Origin of the sequence: Peribacillus sp. AS_2, from assembly GCF_026891895.1 — a bacterium.
Taxonomy (GTDB): domain Bacteria; phylum Bacillota; class Bacilli; order Bacillales; family DSM-1321; genus Peribacillus; species Peribacillus frigoritolerans.
Map to the genome: position 1 here is coordinate 366,637 of NZ_JAPTGA010000005.1, position 18,968 is coordinate 385,604.

Here is an 18,968-nt window from a genome sequence, read left to right on the forward strand (position 1 = left end):
TCCATTTTTCGATTATGATTGAATCAAAAAAATATGGTGAAGGGGAAGATCCCCTCCCCTTAATGAGACGTTAACTCTAATATAGGATGTACTTTTACAGCGCTGACTTTAAACCCGGGCATTTTGCATGTCGGGTCTAAATCCTGTGAAACGAGGCGATTGACATTTTGGGAGTCTGCCCAATGAAAAGGAACGAATATAGTATCATGGCGAATCGTTGCGGACCATTTGCTTCTTACAACAATACTTCCGCGCCTTGATTCAATTTTCACCAAAGTATTGTCTGAAATATGATATTTCTTGGCTGTTTCCGGATGGATTTCCATATATGATTCAAAGTTTCTTGCGGCTAATGATGAGCTTTTTCTCGTTTGTACTCCTGTTAAATAGTGTGACATGATTCTTCCTGTTGTTAAATAAAGCGGAAATTCCGTACATGGCTTTTCTTTTGGAACATGAGGCACGTTATTAACCACAACCATGGCCGCCTTTCCGTCCGGGTGGGCAAAAGACGATTCGAATAACCTTTTAGTCCCTTTATGGTCAATGGATGGACATGGCCACAAAATGCCTCCTTCTTTTCTTAAGCGATCATACGTTATACCATAATAATCGGCGGTTCCCCCGCGGCTTGCCACTCTTAGTTCTTCAAATATCTCATTTGCAGATTGAAAGGGAAAATGCTCCCCTTTCCCAAGAGCTTTAGCTATATCACAAATGATTTGCCAATCATGCTTCGCTTCCCCAGGTGATGAAAAACTTGCTTCCCGCAACGTTACCCGTCCTTCCAAATTCGTCATCGTTCCTTCATCCTCTAAATAAGACGAAGTAGGTAAAATTAAATCAGCCAATCTAGCAGTTTCAGAAACGAACATATCTACTGCGACAAGAAACTTTAATTTTTTCAAAGCCTTTTTGACAAAGTTAGCATTGGGATTTGAAACAATTGGATTGGAACACATTAAAAACATGCCGGTAATTTCACCTTCATTTATCTTCTCTATCATTTCGTATGCCGATACACCTTTACGCGGCAAATCAGCCTCATCAATTCCCCATATACTTGCAATATGTAATCTATGTTCCTCATTTTCAATCATGCGATACCCCGGCAGTTGGTCTGCCTTTTGGCCATGTTCTCTTGCTCCCTGCCCATTTCCCTGTCCAGTGATAGCTCCATAGCCCGAATTCACTTTTCCGATTTTTCCTGTAACAATAAGAATATTAAGAAAATTACGGACGGCGGCCGAACCATCTGTTTGCTGCTCAACGCCCCTAGCTGTAAAAATCATCCCTGATTCTTCTTTCCCGAACATGGCAGCCGCTTTTTGGATTTGGTCGCTAGGAACCCCTGTCATTTCGGCAATCTCCTCCAACTCTAAAGATGTAACATACTCTTTAACTTCTTTATAGCCATTTGCACGTTCCCGGATAAATGCTTCATCAGTAAAATCCTCTTCAATGATCACTTTCAATAATCCGTTTGCCAAGGCGGCATCCATCCCTGGTTTCACTTTTAGATGTAAGTCGGCCATTTTCGTTGTTGCTGTTTCCCGGGGATCTACAGCAATGATATATGCCCCATTTTGTTTCGCTTGCTCAAAGTACGGCATGATTGTGGGCTGGCATTCCGCTATATTCGTACCCGCCAAGATTATGCACTTTGTGAACGGAACCTCTGATAAGCTGTTGGTCAGGCCCCTGTCCATACCAAATGTTTGGCTTGCTGCCGAAGCAGCTGCAGACATGCACAGACGGCCATTATAATCTATATACTTTGTTTTTAAAGCCACTCTTGCAAATTTCCCAAGCAAATAGGCTTCTTCATTTGAAATGGATGCACTCCCATAAACAGATAATGCATTTACCCCATCTTCCGCTTGTATTTTAGTGAAATTCTCTTTAATGTGGCTTAATGCTTCCTCCCATGATATTCGAACAAATTCCCCATTTTTTTTCAATAATGGGTATTTAATTCGATCTTTATGCAAAGCATGTTGGTGTGCATTCATTCCTTTAATACATAAGCGCCCCTCTGAGGTTGGATTATCTTTCCCAATCGTCATATACTTTTTTCTTGTCACTATTGTTTGTTCCAGCAGCTGCATCTTACATTGCATGCTGCAAAATGGACATTGTGTATCATATCGTTTTTCTGATTGGACCTCTTGTTGCTTCGTGCGGAAATACTTTAATAATAATTCGGTCAAGGCTCCTCACCCTTTACTCATGGATTTCTATGGATTTTTCATGGCACAAACATTTAACCGCTTACTAAGACTTGCATCTAGTTCTCCCCTTTGTTCACTCCCTGATCTAGGCCAGTTCCAATCGTTGAGAGAGTTGCTGATTAAGTTCATCATCAAACAATATTTCTCTAACATGAATTAAACCCAATCGTTCAATCCATTGCCAAGTCCGTTCTAAATAGTTGGCTGTTTCCCGATAATATTGAATAAAGCCGATGATGATTTCAATGGCTTCTTCATTTGTGCCGGCTACACATAGCAGTTCACCTGCACGTGCATCACGCCCGCTGCTTCCGCCCACATATATTTCCCAGCCTCTGTCAATGCCCATAACACCTATATCTTTCGTTGTTGATCCTGCACCGTTATGCATACAAGCGGATATGCCCATCTTTATACGGCATGGTGTAGATACTTGCTCCAATCTTTTTTCCAAATCTACAGCAAGTAATAGGGATTGCTGTTTATCACAAGAGCAAACATGTTCACCGATACATGTTTTGACGTTTTGAACGGTGTTACCATATTTCGAACTTAACGGCATATCTAAATCAGCCCACACACCTGGGAGATCTTCTTTTTTCACCCCCATTAAATGAATCCTTTGTTCACTTGTTATCGCAACCTGGGATATTTCATATTTATCGGCAACATTAGCAATTTTTCGCAAGTCATTTGCATTCGTCATCCCGCCGTACATTTGCGGGATAACTGAGTATCGGTTATCACTTTGAACTGTTGCATTCTTTTTTTCGTTTATGAAAAGAGTTTGCTGTCTGATCTCGTACTCTGGATGAATCATCCCTAAATAATAGCTCAATGCAGGCCTGCAAGTTGAACAACCTTTTGTATTTTCCCATTCAAGAGCATCCATCGCTTCTTGGACAGTCGATACGTCTTGGAGCTGCATTTTATACACAACTTCATCTTCCGTTAATTTCGTACATGAGCAAAATGCAGTTTGCTTCTCATCCTGAGTAGTAAGATTACTTTGAATATAGGTCAAAAGCTCGGTCACTGCCGGCTTACATCCGCCGCAAGAACCGGAAGCCTTTGTGCATTGTTTAACTTGTTCCACTGTCGTTAATCCCTTATTTTGAACCGCTTCAATGATTTCCCCCTTTGAAACAGCATTACAATGGCAAATGATTTCATGATTTGCCATCGAAGCGATTAATCCCTCAGCCGTATTTGGTGACTGGAACATTGAACGCCTTTCCTCTGACGATACTTCTTGCCGCTTTACAATCATATCGAGTAATCGTGAGCTGTTGTTTGTATCTCCATAAAGCACAGCACCTATGATTTTTCTTCCTTGAAAAACCAACTTTTTATAAACACTATCCAATTCATCAAAAGTTGTGATGGATTTCGTTGTTTGGTCACCAAGGAAATCACCAACAGAAAATAGCTCAACTCCTGATATTTTCAACTGGGTCGAAAGGACCGAGCCTTGGTATCCGCTGCATTTCATCTCACAAATATGCTTTGCCAGCACTTCACCTTGTTCGTATAGAGGTTTAACAAGCCCATAAACCATGCCTTGATGTTCAGCACATTCACCAACCGCATAAATATCTGGGATGCTGGTTTCTAAATAGTCATTTACAATAATCGCACGATTTGTATCAATTCCGCTTTCTTTGGCCAACTGAATATTCGGCCTGACTCCCGCAGCCATAACGACCAAATCTGCATCCAGCTCCGTTCCATCTTTAAAACGGACGCGCTCTACACGTTCGTTACCGATTAACTCTTGTGTTTCCTTTTTTAAAAGAAAGTTCATTCCCTGGTTTTCCAACTCTTTTTGCAGTAAAATTGATGCCGTTGAATCGAGCTGCCTTTCCATTAAATAATCAGCGATATGAACGACATGCACTTCCATACCAAGGTTTAACAGCCCTCTCGCTGCTTCCAAACCTAACAAACCGCCTCCGATGACGACTGCTTTTTTATGTTTGCGTGAAGTTTCAATCATCTTTTGGCAATCTTCAATCGTCCGAAATGCAATGACGCCTTCTTTATCCACACCTTTGACAGGAAGAATGAACGGAACAGAACCTGTGGCAATTATCAGCTTATCGTAGTAAACTTCTCGTTCTTTGTCTGTTTTTACTTTCCTGGTCTCTTTATCGATTTTTATGACCGTTTCACCTGTGAACAATTGGATATTATTCTCCGTATACCAGTTTCGATCATTTATCGTAATATCTTCAAAAGAGGTGTTGCCTTGAAGCACAGTCGACAATAAGATTCGGTTATAGTTAACGTGCGGTTCACTTCCGAAAATAGTAATTTCAAAGGCAGTCGGATCCTTACTAATGATGGATTCAACACAACGTAATCCTGCCATTCCGTTCCCTACTAAGATCAGTTTTTGTTTATACATTTTATCCCCCCAAAAACAAGTGCTGTAAAAAGCCAAACAAAGTAAACAAAGTTCTAGATCTTAACTGAATTCTTTCCGAGTACCCACGTTTTTCTCCATGAAAGCTGAGCTAGGCCCAGGATAAGCAAAGCCACGATTCCAACTGCGGAAAATACTAAAAATCCTGTAGCATATGTGCCAGTGATCTGTTTCAACGTACCTAGTATGTTTGGAACCAAGAATCCGCCAACACCTCCGGCAGCTCCCACAATCCCTGTGATAAAACCTATTTCTTTAGAAAATCGCTGTGGAACTAACTGAAAGACAGCTCCGTTGCCCATACCGAGAAATAGCATTCCGATGAACAGAAGGATTGTAACGACAGTAAGAGAATAAAGAAAACTAATCCCAAACATACATATAGTGAGTCCAATAAATAGAAACATAAGCAGTTTAACTCCACCTATTTTATCGGCAATAAATCCTCCGACGGGACGAAAGAAACTTCCGGCGATGACACATAATGTAACGAATTCCCCCGCCCTTATTCGGGTTAACCCATACTCATCAACAAAAAAGATGCTTAAAAAGCTAGTGAACCCGACAAAGCCCCCAAAAGTCACACTGTAAAGAATACAAAAATACCAAGTGTCCGTTATTTTAAATACGTTGAAATATTCCTTTAGTGGTTTTGCCGGCGGTTGAGATGGCGCGTCTTTTGCGATTAAAATATAAATGATAAACACGATGGTTAAAGGAATCAAAGCTAATCCCATAACATTATGCCAGCCAAGAGATTCTGCAAGACGAGGTCCGAACAATGTCGCAAAAAGAGTTCCGCTGTTACCGGCACCTGCAATGCCCATCGCAAGACCCTGCAAATGCGGGGGATACCAACGACTGGCCATAGGAAGTGCTGCAGCAAAACTTGCTCCTGCCACCCCTAGTAATATCCCTATTAAATAAAGCTCCGCTAAACTTTCACCGAATAACCATCCCCAAAAAAGTGGAATCATCGTTACAAGCATCCCGCTGATTGCGGTTTTCCGCGGGCCGATGCGGTCAGTCAAAAAACCAAGGACGATTCGAAAAAACGAGCCTCCCAAAATCGGAATAGCCACAATCAAGCCTTTTTCAGCTGGGGAAAGTCCGAAATCCTTTGTAATATAGACACCGAGTGCCCCTAATAATACCCAAATCATAAAACTGATATCAAAATAAAGGAATGAAGCTAATAATGACGGAGCATGACCGCTTTTTTTCAATTCAGATATTTTCATTTTTCATCTCTCCAATACTTTATTAATTGAATATTCGTTTATTTTACTCTTATAAAAGTAAGATTTCTTTGTTTATGTAAGAAAACATCACACACTTTTTTTGTAAGTTATTAAATTGTTTAAAGTAGGTATTGGTCAAAATTTAATAAATTCATTTCCTTTTTCTTATATAAATCGCATGATATTGTGGTTTACTTAGGTGATGTAAAGTTACAGGCTTTTTTAACTTTTCATTTATAGCCGGATAAACTCCAAGAACATTTTGAAATATTCTCCATACAAAAAAAGAGAAGCCTAATGCTTAAGCTTCTCTTCCAGCCTGTAGATAAACCCGACTATAATAGAGTTTGTTTCCAGTTTTATATTTGTCCGTTAATTCATTCCAGCCACCCGTTCCCAAACAACTTTGTTTAACATAAGATAGAACTCCTTTTGCCTACAGTCTTTTTTGTTTAGGCTGTTTTCGTATACTTTGTTGCTATTTACAAAGTAGTGATGCCCCTTCTTTAAACGCGGGTTCTTCCCACGGCACGAAACAAGGACCTCCTTCATATGATGTGTTATGAACGGCATGAGATATTTAATAATCTGATTCTATCCGGGGAAAGGTTGGGTGCAATAATATGAAGCAATATCCATTTCAGAACATCCCATTTCAAAATCTTCAGAAAAAGGATATGTCCTTTGAAGAGGTATTCGTTCATATTGTTGAGTTTATGGAATTAAATCCTTCCGGTAACTATCAATTAATGGTCGGGACAGATTCGCAAGTACATAAAAAACATACGGTTTTCATTACAGGCATCGTAATACGGCAGGTCGGAAATGGTGTATGGGGTTGTATAAGAAAAGTGATGATCCCTAGAAGGATGCTGCATTTACATGAACGTATTTCTCAAGAGTTGTCGTTAACAGAGGAAATCGTATCACTGTTTACGGAAGAAAGAAAAAATCAATTAATCGATATTGTCCTGCCTGCTGTATATCAAGGTGCGACGTTCACAATGGAAGGTCACATTGATATCGGGGTTGGAAAGCGAAACAAAACCAGTGAGTTTGTAAAAGAAATGGTAGCCAGGATGGAATCCATGGGGGTGGAACCAAAAATCAAACCGGATGCTTTCGTAGCTTCAAGTTATGCCAACCGTTATACAAAACAAGAGTGAATGTTTACAAAAATATGTAATTGCACAATATGGTTTGGGAGTTTTCAGACGGCAAAGCGTTACATACTTTTTTTCGGTATGCAATTTTAAATAAGCAAAAAACCGGCCTCAGACCGAGACCGGTTTTAACATTTTAAGATATAAGCCGCCAATGCCGTATTCAGTAAGAAAGTTTTAAACCACCACTCCTCAAAGTGGGTGTTTGCAGAAAAAATCCTGTTGTCCAAGTCAGTGACGAGGCATAACATTCCTGTTTCAATATAAAACTCCCTATTACAGCTTAAAGGTTAAAACTTTATTATCATTACGAACAGTGCAGCTTGTATAAATATAATACCTGAATTACTCACATGTTACAATGTTAATAATCACCATTTTAAAATCGCTAATTGCTGTGGAATGGATGGAAGCTGGATTCGTTATAATCAACTATTGATCAAAATAACCGATAAAATCCCCTTGGTCCTCATTTTGCAGATATAATACCGTTTCTTTGTCAGAAATGGTTGGCAGTCCGAATTTTTGATCATACCTCTCAATTCCTTTACCTGTAATGATAATCCAATCCCCTTCTTTTCCTGCTTGTAACGCCTCCTGGATAGCAAAGGTACGATCAGGAATAACCTTCCCATTTCCAGCTGAGTAATCGCTAAGCAGTTTATTTAGTGTGGATTCCATCCCGTCCATCCCGTCCGAATTCAGATCATCCATTGTCAAAATCAAAACATCACTATGTTCCGAAGATACTTTAACCATTTCAGCCCTTTTGGTTGTATCTCGTCCACCCCGGAAACCAAAGATATGATAAATCTTTTTGGCCCCACATTCTTTGGCCGTTTGAAGCATGTGATGAATGGCATCTGCAGTATGTGCATAATCGATGACTATAGTCGGCCCAGATGCTTTCTTATATATTTCAAACCTTCCTGGTACACCGGAAAATCGTTTCAATGAAGTGAGAATATCCTGTTTTGAAATTGGAAACATCTTCGCTACGGAATAGGCAGCTGTTGCGTTATATAAATTATGAAGTCCAGGTAAAGGTAACTCAATTTTCACAAAGTCTTGTTTCTCATTCAATAAAATAAAGGGGTTCGTTGCGGTATTATAATTGGTTATGGCTAAATCGCAGCGATTGGATTTTCCAAAAACAAAGGCTCTGACATTCTTCTCCCATAAGTATTCTTGCAGTTTCCCCCCCCAGAAATCATCTCCATTAATAACCGCAAGACCACTAGGTTTCAATTTTTCAAAAAGCAGTAATTTTGCCAGGAAATAATCCTCCATCGTACCGTGGAAGTCAAGATGGTCATGATACAAATTCGTGAAAACACAGAAATCAAATTCAATTCCTTCTAAACGGTATTGAGCTAATCCATGTGAAGACACTTCCATTATGACAACCATGTCCCTACTTTCAACCAGCAAGGAATTCAATTCCATGGTACCTGGAGTCGTATTATGGGAATCAACTTTGTTTCCATTGATAATATGCTGTATCGTACCAATGACTGAACAGGTTACTCCATTCTCTTCTAATATTTGCTGAAGCATATAGCTAGTTGTAGTTTTTCCATTTGTGCCCGTAATTCCTATCATTATTTTTTTATTGCTGGGATCTCCATAAAACCTTTTGGCGATTTGTCCTAATGCTTTATGGCTGTTCTCCACTCTTAAATAAGGAACTTCCAAACCCTTAATATCTCGATTGCCAATCACAGCCGATGCCCCTAAGCGAATTGCATCATTGATGTAATTATGGCCATCGGACTTATATCCGGTTACGGCAACAAAAAGGAATCCTTTTTTTATTTCTTTAGAGTTATCGGTTACACCTGTTATGGATATATGTTCAACGTCCTTTGGCAAATCCCCGTTTATCGCTTCTTTCAATATGTCTTTAAGGATCATTAACTTTTCTCCTTTGTAAGCTATTCACTTGCATAAGTACAATAAGCCCATTTTTAGTATTAACCAGTACTCCTAAAATAAATGTAAATCCAGAATTTGTAAATTTCAATGACAGTATGAAGAAAAAAGAAAGAAAAGCAGCCAATTTTGGCTGCTTTTCTAATGGTTGTAGCTGTATTTAGGTGCTGGCACACCGCAAGATGCTTACGATTGAACTTCCAGTGGTTTCGTTTCGGCCTTCTGATTGTACAATGGCAATATGAAAAACATTCCTAGAATAAAAAAGAAAGCGGCGGTTTCAAATATGGCGACGAGTGAAAATTGCTCTTTCAGCACGCCTGCCGCGCTCATGGTCAACACCATCGATCCAGTGAATAATGGGCTTAAGATTCCATTGACCCTTCCGATGAACTCTCCCTCGGTCCTCTGCAATATCAATGTATTGATCCCGATTTGGATACAAGGAAGCATTAGCCCATTAAAGAACTCGGCAGTAAGTGTAATCCAAAGATTTGTCGAAAGCCCCATTACCGCCAATCCTATGGCATTCACAAGCATTCCGAAAGCTAATAATCTTTGAGGTGCCACCTTTTTGGCAAAGATCATTACACCGGCTCCGCCTAAAATCATACCAAACCCATTCACCATAAATAACCATTGGAGATTTTCCTTAGGCAGTTCCAGTTGTTCTGTAACAAGGAATATCGAGAGCGGCTGAATGAAACCCAGTCCGAGCCCGGCAGCCAGAAAACATAAACCAAGCAAACTTAGTTCTTTTTTTCCTAATACGTAGCTCACACCGCTTTTCATTTCCTGCCATAATGTTGTTTTTGCTGTCCCCTCATTCAGTTTGCGATCTTTTGGAAGAAAGGCGAGTGCGCCAGCTGAAAGTAGAAACGCCAGGCCAGTAATCGCAATCGAGGTGTTGATCCCGAAAGATTGGAAGGCAAATGTACCAAGAATTGGACCTAAAACCATAAATACTGCGAAAACGGTCTGATAAACTGACATCCCTGTCTGGATTTGACTTTCTGGCAAATGCATCTTAAATAGCTTCATGCCTGATGGCTGAGAAAATTGAGAAAGTATCGCCGAAATTAAAGTTGCGAAGAAAACCATTTTCCAACTGCCGAAGATTAGCGAAATAAGCACAGCAAATACGGACATTGCACTTAAAACATCACACCAAACCATCGTTTTTTTCGGACTCCAGCGGTCAGCAAATGTGCCTCCAATAAATGAAAAAATAAAAATGGGTGCGAATTCTGCTACTGATATCATGGAAATGGCAAAGGCATCTCCATTTGTCTTCTCCATGACGAATAACAAAACGGCAAAATTCCGTACCCATATCCCTATTTGTAAAAACAGCCCTGAGAAGATAATGGCCTGGAATACTCGATTTTTAAAAATGTTAGGTTCCTTATTATTTAATGTTTCAGATGTGTTATTCGCCAATATAAAAACCCCCTGTGAAATATCTGGACAGGAGGCAGTACAATACAAATATAACAAGGAAAAATATCCCTAATCGAAGGACACAATGATCTTTGTTTGTATTTTAATGTACAGACTAATCCTATCCAGAAAAAAATTCGTTTTAAGCACGCATTTTTTCTTAAAAAATAGGATTAAATGATCATTGTTTAAAGGTCACCCTTCCATTTAATGTTATTTTCATAATAATTTATTTAATCTGATAAATCAAGGGAAAAATTAATAAAATAAAACTATTTTTTGGGATGGGTTTGTTCTATTTTTCTAATATAAAAAATGGACTTCCTTTAAAAGAAAGCCCTTTAATATCCTTAAGCTTCAAAGGGCTGCCGCCGAATATGGCTTCTGCCCTTTGTTACCTTATCCATCATTTTTTCTTGATCTTTTCCCGGAATATCTCAAGCAAATGTGTTTCTTCTTTTCAGTTTTCCAATAAACGTTCTTGATTAGGATTGCCCTGTACAAGCAAATGGGAAGATGGCATTAGAATTTGATGTTCATATAAAGCAGTCATCATTTCAAACCTCACGCTTCTCGATGTTTCAAAGTAATCATCAGGTTTCACAAGTCCCACTATGCATAGTTCATATCCAACATATTTTAGATTCGGATTTAAATCCGTAATGCCTATGTATCTAAAATCCTCTTCGGGTGTACCATCTTCCAGCCTTAGAAGGCTTTCACCATACTTATCATTACAGATAATACATATATCCTCCAACAGCCGTTTTACCTTTTCAGGATTTTCCTGGTAACTTACTGTAATGCGTTCAATGATTCGCATTCTCCCTTTATTAAAATTTTGAATCGTCCTGATTTCACTATGTGGGATGGTCAGCAATTTTCCTGACCATTCCCTGATCTGCATGAACCGGATACCGATTTCCTCAATCGTCCCGGAACTTGTCCCGTTGAATGTCACGAAATTCCCGACTCGGAATTCATTATCCGAAAGCCTTACAAATCCCAATAAGATATCCTTAAGCATTTGCTGAGCGGCAAATCCGATCACGACCCCTAAAATACCAGCTCCAGCTAAAATTCCTTTTAGGTCTATAAACTGTCCAATCAAATATATAAGGAAAAGCCCGGATATACCGTACCTAAGAGAAGAACGAGTAACCCCCTGTATTGTTTTTTCGACTTCTTCGTCGAAAAAATTGGATCTTCTAAAAAACCATTCAACCAGTTTATTCAAAATATAATAAACAGCCAATAACAGTATAGCCAAAATGAAAAGCCTCAATAATAAAAATTCTTCCCAGTAATCCACAGCAAGCTCAGAAAGTTTCAAGATATTCATGTTTTCACCTCCATTTTCACGTTTATTCAGATTCGATTAAAATCCAGTCATCATCCTTTCCGATTATCCCTTTATCAAGGATAAGTCTCGTTTTAAGGCGATAAGATACCCCTCGCTTATAAGGCTCCTTCAATATAGGCAGACAAAAGTTGAAAGGAATTTCGTTGCTTTCCCCTGAATTTATCTCCCTTGTAGACAAAATGGTGCTCGTTTTAAGGATCTCTTCCATTCCCGTAGAATGAGTATCCATGATCAAATCACATTCAATCCTTCTTATTCTTTGCGCAAGGGTACCTCCCTTAATCAAAAAATATCCATTTATGCATTCACCGGATTTATACGTATTTTTCGGAAGGATTAAATCTATTTGTGCAGAACCTATTCCTAAAAGTAGCAAAGATTTTCTAAGTATCAAAGAATACACTCCATTTATATTTATTTGTTTTTCTATTAAAACCTACATGTTTATACATTTCCTTAAGGGGACTACAAAAAAACCTTTACCACTTGGGTAAAGGTTTACTAAAACAAAATAGACCTTTACCAATAGGTAAGGTCTGGCTAACAACAATATGCTGCCAACAACACCGAGAGCAAAGAGCTCCGTAATGACGACATTGTTGTAAAAGCTACTCCCCTTTGGAGAATGTATTCAAGTATATAATTTATAATACGGTAGAATTAGAAAGTTTGTCAAACCATTATATTTTATTTTTTTCGGCTCTGCCCGGGTAATTCGGGTTATTTGAACATATCTTGTTATTAATGAAAATATAATGATTGAACTTGTCCGTTGAAAGTATTCACTTCTTGGTTTTAAAAAGGTCAGTTGGTGGAATAGGAAGTATGTAACCTCATTTTATTGCAAATCTGTGAACGCCCTTTCAAAAAGAATATAGTGAACAAACTATGAATATGTAATAAAACCTAAAATTTATTTAAAAATTTACAAGATTTCTCTTTTACTTATGCCACATATGTTGTAATATAAATGTAACAATTGTAATATTTATTAAACTTTCGTTACATAAGTATCCTATTAGGGATTGGGGAGATATGATATGAAAAAACTTTTAGGTATGTTATTATCCATTATCATTTTATTTTTCACATTAAGTGGTCCGGTTACCGCAAAAACGACATCATTGTCTGACACAAATGCATTAAAGATAGCCGATAATGCCAGCAAACATTTTTGGAATGCTTTATATGGATACAAAACCCGTTCATGTTCACAAAAAACTTTCAATTATAAAGGGACAGAGTATTCATACCTTTGCCAAGAGTTTAATACAAAAGATAAATTGACTGCCTACTTAGCAGAGACATTTACTAATAATGCAGTTGAAAAAGGGCTGACTAAATATAATTACATTACCCATAAAGGGAAATTAGCCCGTCCAGTCGGAGACGGCTTTAGCATGTTAGAGTGGAAAAAAGCAAAAATTAAATTAGTCTATCAAAAACAAAACGTTAGGTCATACAATTTAACAGTACCTACAGTCGACGGTGAGTCAGTAAAAAGAACGGTGACCTTTTATAAGTCCGGATCTACTTGGAAAGTCAATCAGTTCGATGCAGTTCAATAAAACATTGGTTTAAATGTAACGCCTCATATGCTGTATAGTTAGTTAAAAACTATATGACATATGAGGTGTTTTTTTGTTGACCATTATATCTTGAGAAATAATCTTTCTGGCTTGTATCAGCTCACCTTTCACTTCACAAAACATTCAAAAAAAAACACAGCTAGGATGCTGTGCCTTAACGGATTTTTGCCTTTCGGAAGCCTTGATAGGTATCGTAGGCGGCAAAAATGATGGAGAGGAGTATGAGACCCCAGTATATCGAGCTTTTCCATTCATCGATTGAGAATAGTGTTCTTTGGTATGCAAGGAATTCCGGGTTCAATAAATCAGGATTACTGATGATGATGATGAAAGCCAGTGTGTACAACAGCTGGTATATGGCATGAAAAAAAGCTAATTTCAGGGTCCATCGACCTAAAAATAATTTATATATCGCTAAGAGCACCCCAATGATTATGACGCAGGATACCAGAAGCCAATAGGAATTCAATACATCTTGATTAAAAGAAGGTGTCACGAAAATGAGACTGCCATTTCTTTTTTCATAGACGCCTAACAGGTTTGCTGCATTGAAATAAAGGGCTGCGAATACGGAAAGGCCTAACAAACTTGCAAAAACCTCGATCATAGGGACCGCTTTTATCTTTGAAATGTATGGAATATCTTTTAAGTTTTCCGGTGTCCATGGTTTCAAGTCTTTTGTTACGGGCGACTGGTCTTTTGAAGAATCAAAGCGTTCTAAAATGGCAAATGAAAGCGTTAACCAGAAAAACACTTGGATACCTGTACTGATGATACCTGAAATTCCTTTCCCGATTATTTTTAAAATTGCTTCCATAACCGTATTCCCCGTATCCCGAAACGGATTGTCCCCTACTAATGCGATTAGTGAAATGACTGCAGCGATTGGTAAAATCATCTTCAACAGACAGATATAAACATCATAATAACGAGGTCCGATCAGATGCATTGGCCGATCACGATAACCACCTGCCAGTGTAACCGGATCTCCTAATTTTAAAAGTACCGCTTTCACGTCTTGCTCCGTATGATCCTCCGGAAGCATATCTTCGATTGTGGATTGAAGCTCAAGCGCAATATCCGCCCGGTTTTTTTCTGGCAGCCTTCGGGTCACTTCCTGAATATAAAGTTCAATCAGCTCCATCTTCTCCCTCTCCTTTTAATAATATATAAAGCTCTTGAGAAGTTTTTTCCCATTCTTCCTTTAACTGCGTGAAGATTTCTCCCCCATAATCACTTAAAGAATAGTACTTGCGCGGTCTACTTTCAGAAGTATCCCAGCTGCTGGTCACCAATTCTTGTTTTTCCAGGCGGCGAAGCAAAGGATATAAAGTACTTTGATCAATGGTAATTCCAGACTTCTCTAAACGCTGGACAAGCGAGTACCCGTACTGCGGAGTTTTGAGCTGACTTAAGACAGCTAACGTCAAAGTGCCTCTGCGCAGCTCAGTGGTTAATGAATTCAGTAAAGTGCTCATCCAATCACCCCTTCTCTATACTATGTGACGTACACCATACCTTATACTATGCATCATACACTATTTTAGTTCTTACAACACCATAAAAATGAAAATATATTTTATTTAAAGCATAAAAAAGAGAAGCGGGTCACGCCTCTCCGTTTTTCCAATATTCATATTACACAAGAATGACCCACAATATCATCGTCGTGATAATCGTGACCACTCCTTGTATTAAGGTTGCCATTGTTTGAGCTTTATAGGCATCCGTCACTTTCATCCCGCTAAATTGGGTGACCACCCAGAAGAAGCTATCATTTACATGACTTACTGTCATCGCACCTGCTCCAACAGCCATGACTACCAATGCAAGAGGAACAGCCCCTTCAATACCCAACGTTGGAAGCATGGGGGCAATCAAAGATGAAGTGATGACCAGTGATGCTGTCGAAGAACCCTGAGCCGTTTTCAACCCAGCAGCAATTAGGAACGGGACCAACAGGAACAAGGAACCGCTAAAGATGCTGCCCATATCCCAACTTTGGATGATGTCTGCAATCCCCGTATTTTTAATGACGGTACCAAATGCTCCGCCCGCCCCGGTGATCAATAAAATTGGCGCAGCATCCAATAAGGCGGCTCCTATCCAGTTTGTTAATGTTTCTTCATCATACTTAGGCAGCAATGTCAAAGCGGAAATTACTCCTACGAGCAATGCGATGACCGGCTGGCCCAAGAATACGAAAAATGCGGCAATCCCCCCTTCCGTTCCAAAGAGCGTTAATACAGAACTGGCTCCAATCAAGACAATCGGTAAAACGATCGGTAAAAATGATTGTAAGGCAGAAGGCATCTTGCCGAATGAACGGACAATTTCATCATAATCGTAATCCAGGTCACTTCGGTCATCTTCAACTTCTATCTTGGTCGCTACTTTCATTGACCATATATAACCAGCAAGTGCAGCTGGTATGGCCGTAATAAGACCTATCAAAATGACAGTCCCCAAGTATCCGTCCGCTCCGATATTTCCGGCTGCCGCAATTGGCCCTGGAGTTGGAGGTACAAGTGTATGTGTTGCATACAAACCAGTTGCAAGTGCAACTGACATGGAAGCAACCGCTACTTTTGCGCGTCTTGCCAACGCTTTTCTTAAGCTCGATAAAATAACGAAACCTGAATCGCAAAAAACGGGTATGGAAACGATAAAGCCAATCATACTCATGGCAAGCTGCGGTCTTTTAGGGCCGACAATCCTCAATACAACTTCGGCCATTCTTAATGCGGCACCGGCCTTTTCCAAAATGGTCCCGATTATTGTACCGAAAACGATTACAAGTCCAATGCTTGTCATCAATCCGCCAAAACCGCCGTTGATATTCTCAACAATCTGATCCAGAGGCATTCCAGAAGCAAAACCCACAAATAAAGTGCCTAATAGAAGCGATAAGAACGGATGCAGCTTGAATTTAGTTGTCGAAAAAACAATTAAGAACACGCCGATGGCCAAAACAATAAATAACATAAGATTACCCCCTATTTTTGATCGCTGCCAAAAAAGCCCGCATTACTTGTTCGGCTGAAACTTCCAACAATTCAGCTCCTCTTTCCATTGCTTCCTTTAAAGGCATGGGAGCGTTCACCAAACTATGAACACTCGTTATTCCGTGGTCATATAAAACTTCAATACCTGTTCCGATCGATCCAGCCAAAACAAATACCGGAATACCATGCTTTTTGGCTTCTTGTGCAACTCCCATGGGTGTTTTGCCTGAAGCAGTCTGGTAATCGATTTGTCCTTCACCGGTAAAGACACAATCTGCACCGGACAATTTTTCACCCAGTTTCGTATACTCCATGACAACATCGATGCCCCTTTTTGTTTCTGCACGGAAAAAGGCTTGAAATGCACCTCCAATTCCTCCTGCAGCACCAGCACCTGCTTTATCATGCAAGTGTATGCCTGTTTTGATTTCCACCAAATCAGCCCATGATGATAAAGCCTTATCAAGCATTTCAACCATGTCAGAAGTCGCCCCTTTTTGAGGTCCGAATACCCTTGATGCCCCATCAGGACCGACTAACGGATTTTGGACATCCGAGGCAATCAAAAATTCGGAATCCGCTATTCTGGAATCAAAATCCTCCGTATTAATGCTGGATATCCGTGATAATTCGGCACCTCCGTATCCCAGAGTTTTACCTTCTTCATCAAACACCTTCATTCCCAAAGCCTGGAGCATACCGACACCGCCATCATTGGTAGCGCTTCCGCCAATCGCTAAAATGAACTTTCGACAGCCATCATTCAATGCCTTTTGAATAAGCTCCCCTGTCCCGTATGAAGTAGTGATCAATGGGTTCAACTCAGCTGGATCGACAAGGCAAAGACCAGATGCACTAGCCATTTCAATCACACAAGTTTTTTGATCGCCCAAGATTGCATATGCTGCCTGAACATCTTCAAGTAAAGGTCCTTTAACGGTCACTTCAACTTTTCGACCATTTGTAGCTGCTACAAGACTATCCATCGTGCCTTCCCCGCCATCCGCCGCAGGAACCAGTACTGTCTCCGCATCCGGCAGTGCCTTCCTGATTCCTCTCTCAATAGCCTTTGAAGCTTCTGTTGCTGATAAACTTCCTTTATAGGAATCTGGTGCAATAACAATTTTCATGCTGAGTTCCCCTTTGAATATATTTTTATATCAATTAATTATAATCTTCGGAAATATTTTAATCATCGTTCATTCTAAACGAAAATAAGTATGACATATTGGATTTTTTTGGTTATACTATACAGAAAAAATAATCTGTTTGAAAAGTTTTCTGTTATTTTCCCATTTTCATAAAATATAAGATAGCTAAAGGTTTAAGCTATCGACGATTCCCCTTTACATGAAAAATCATAGCTTGTTTGCATAAAATATGATCACCATTCTGTTAGCAAATAAAAAAACTCTAGAAGGATGACTTGAATGCTGACCCAAGAAATTGCAATGGAAATTGTCAAACAAACCACCAATAGACTTAACAGAAACATTAATATTATGGATGATAAAGGAATCATCATCGCTTCCGGAAATCATGAACGCATCGACCAATTGCATTTAGGAGCAATGGAAGTACTGAAAACGGGAAAGCCGTTAATCATTCCCGAAAATGATCGTCATCAATGGGTAGGTGTCCTTCCTGGAATTAATTTGCCGATTAATTTTCAAAATGTAATTATAGGCGTCATCGGGATCACCGGAGATCCGACTGAACTTTTGGAATTCGGCGAATTGGTGAAAATGATAACGGAAATGATGCTTCATCAAGCTTTTATGGCAGAACAGCTCGAATGGAAACAACACTTGAAAGAATTGGTATTTGAAGACTTATTAAAGGAAGATATCAATCAGCATTCGATTGATCAGAGACTTGAACTGATTGGAATGAAATTAGAACCTCCCTATCAAGTGGGGGTAATGGAAATGAAATTAAATCCGTTAAATAAGAATGAGCTGATTCAGATGACTGAATCAGTTTTTGGTTCCCAGTATGCCCTTGTTGGGTTCCTGAGTGTAAATCGGGTTTTCATTCTCACTACGGCGCTTAGCGGAAATAACATTGACAAAAGACTGGATTCAGCCATCAAACAATTAAAAGCAAAAGACTTCGTTATACGAATCGGTTTGGGCTCTATCGTGGATAAGGAATCATCCATCGTCCACTCTTTCCGCGAAGCTGAAACAGCACTTTTACTAGGTGAAGCAAAACAAGCTTTATCTAGATATACTGATGTGGAAACAAAAGCTCTGTTGGAAAGGATAGATGAGCGGACGAAACAGCAATTTCAGGAAAGAATTCTAGGCAATTTATCTGAGAAGCTGATTGAGACACTGCATCAATTTTTCCTTAGTAACTTAAATATCGGGGATTGTGCCAAAAGAATGTATATCCATCGTAATTCCCTTATATACCGATTAAAAAAAATCAAGGAAATTACCGGATATAATCCACAAGTGCTGCATGATGCCATAACTTTGCAGTTAGCCATTTGGGTAAGCCAATCGAAAAGGAGAAGTTGAAAGACATTGTGAGAACGATAATGCCTATTTAATTTTTTTCGTTCAATCCTATAA

The 18,968-nt window shown here is 39.3% G+C and carries 14 protein-coding genes and 1 other RNA gene; 3 read left to right on the top strand and 12 right to left on the bottom strand.

The window, feature by feature from the left end; translation table 11 throughout:
- Nucleotides 1–59: 59 nt before the first annotated feature.
- From nasC to OTG27_RS11985, 3 genes are all read right to left on the bottom strand, one after another.
- On the bottom strand, nt 60–2,210 hold the full coding sequence (nasC, locus tag OTG27_RS11975; protein ID WP_268937042.1) for an assimilatory nitrate reductase catalytic subunit NasC: 2,151 nt from the start codon (nt 2,208–2,210) through the stop codon (nt 60–62).
- A gap of 106 nt (nt 2,211–2,316) precedes the next feature.
- Entirely contained in the window at nt 2,317–4,638 is a 2,322-nt protein-coding gene (gene nirB, locus OTG27_RS11980; protein WP_268937043.1) for a nitrite reductase large subunit NirB, read from the bottom strand.
- Nucleotides 4,639–4,691: 53 nt separating this feature from the next.
- On the bottom strand, nt 4,692–5,897 hold the full coding sequence (locus tag OTG27_RS11985) for a nitrate/nitrite transporter (RefSeq protein WP_268937044.1): 1,206 nt from the start codon (nt 5,895–5,897) through the stop codon (nt 4,692–4,694).
- 623 nt (nt 5,898–6,520) lie between these two features.
- On the opposite strand from OTG27_RS11985, the gene OTG27_RS11990 reads away from it, so the two are divergent.
- On the top strand, nt 6,521–7,063 hold the full coding sequence (locus tag OTG27_RS11990; protein WP_034306780.1) for a ribonuclease H-like YkuK family protein: 543 nt from the start codon (nt 6,521–6,523) through the stop codon (nt 7,061–7,063).
- Between the two features lie 138 nt (nt 7,064–7,201).
- Here the strand turns inward: OTG27_RS11990 and ssrS are convergent.
- From ssrS to OTG27_RS12015, 5 genes are all read right to left on the bottom strand, one after another.
- A non-coding RNA gene (gene ssrS / locus OTG27_RS11995) (6S RNA) lies at nt 7,202–7,388 on the bottom strand.
- A 104-nt stretch (nt 7,389–7,492) separates the two neighbouring features.
- Nucleotides 7,493–8,974, bottom strand: coding sequence for a UDP-N-acetylmuramoyl-L-alanyl-D-glutamate--2,6-diaminopimelate ligase (locus OTG27_RS12000; protein ID WP_268937045.1), 1,482 nt, complete (start codon nt 8,972–8,974; stop codon nt 7,493–7,495).
- 204 nt (nt 8,975–9,178) lie between these two features.
- The gene (locus OTG27_RS12005) at nt 9,179–10,432 is read right to left on the bottom strand and encodes an MFS transporter (protein WP_268937046.1); all 1,254 of its coding nucleotides are present in this window, start codon (nt 10,430–10,432) and stop codon (nt 9,179–9,181) included.
- A 460-nt stretch (nt 10,433–10,892) separates the two neighbouring features.
- Complete coding sequence (locus tag OTG27_RS12010; RefSeq protein WP_268937047.1) at nt 10,893–11,774, bottom strand: mechanosensitive ion channel family protein; 882 nt, start codon at nt 11,772–11,774, stop codon at nt 10,893–10,895.
- A gap of 22 nt (nt 11,775–11,796) precedes the next feature.
- Nucleotides 11,797–12,189, bottom strand: a complete 393-nt coding sequence (locus OTG27_RS12015) for a sporulation protein (protein WP_063576204.1) — start codon at nt 12,187–12,189, stop codon at nt 11,797–11,799.
- 646 nt (nt 12,190–12,835) lie between these two features.
- On the opposite strand from OTG27_RS12015, the gene OTG27_RS12020 reads away from it, so the two are divergent.
- The gene (locus tag OTG27_RS12020; protein ID WP_268591739.1) at nt 12,836–13,363 is read left to right on the top strand and encodes an IseA DL-endopeptidase inhibitor family protein; all 528 of its coding nucleotides are present in this window, start codon (nt 12,836–12,838) and stop codon (nt 13,361–13,363) included.
- Between the two features lie 175 nt (nt 13,364–13,538).
- Here OTG27_RS12020 and OTG27_RS12025 read toward each other — a convergent pair whose 3' ends face one another.
- From OTG27_RS12025 to OTG27_RS12040, 4 genes are all read right to left on the bottom strand, one after another.
- The gene (locus tag OTG27_RS12025) at nt 13,539–14,528 is read right to left on the bottom strand and encodes an HAAS signaling domain-containing protein (RefSeq protein ID WP_268937048.1); all 990 of its coding nucleotides are present in this window, start codon (nt 14,526–14,528) and stop codon (nt 13,539–13,541) included.
- Complete coding sequence (locus OTG27_RS12030; RefSeq protein WP_034306796.1) at nt 14,515–14,862, bottom strand: PadR family transcriptional regulator; 348 nt, start codon at nt 14,860–14,862, stop codon at nt 14,515–14,517. The genes OTG27_RS12025 and OTG27_RS12030 overlap by 14 nt, the downstream gene beginning before the upstream one ends.
- Before the next feature lie 160 nt (nt 14,863–15,022).
- Complete coding sequence (locus tag OTG27_RS12035) at nt 15,023–16,369, bottom strand: GntP family permease (protein ID WP_063576201.1); 1,347 nt, start codon at nt 16,367–16,369, stop codon at nt 15,023–15,025.
- 4 nt (nt 16,370–16,373) lie between these two features.
- Nucleotides 16,374–17,519 carry a glycerate kinase gene (locus tag OTG27_RS12040; RefSeq protein WP_268937049.1) on the bottom strand — a complete coding sequence of 382 codons (1,146 nt, stop codon included), beginning with the start codon at nt 17,517–17,519 and terminating at the stop codon, nt 16,374–16,376.
- Between the two features lie 300 nt (nt 17,520–17,819).
- On the opposite strand from OTG27_RS12040, the gene OTG27_RS12045 reads away from it, so the two are divergent.
- Nucleotides 17,820–18,914, top strand: coding sequence for a CdaR family transcriptional regulator (locus OTG27_RS12045; RefSeq protein WP_268937050.1), 1,095 nt, complete (start codon nt 17,820–17,822; stop codon nt 18,912–18,914).
- The last annotated feature ends 54 nt before the right edge of the window (nt 18,915–18,968 follow it).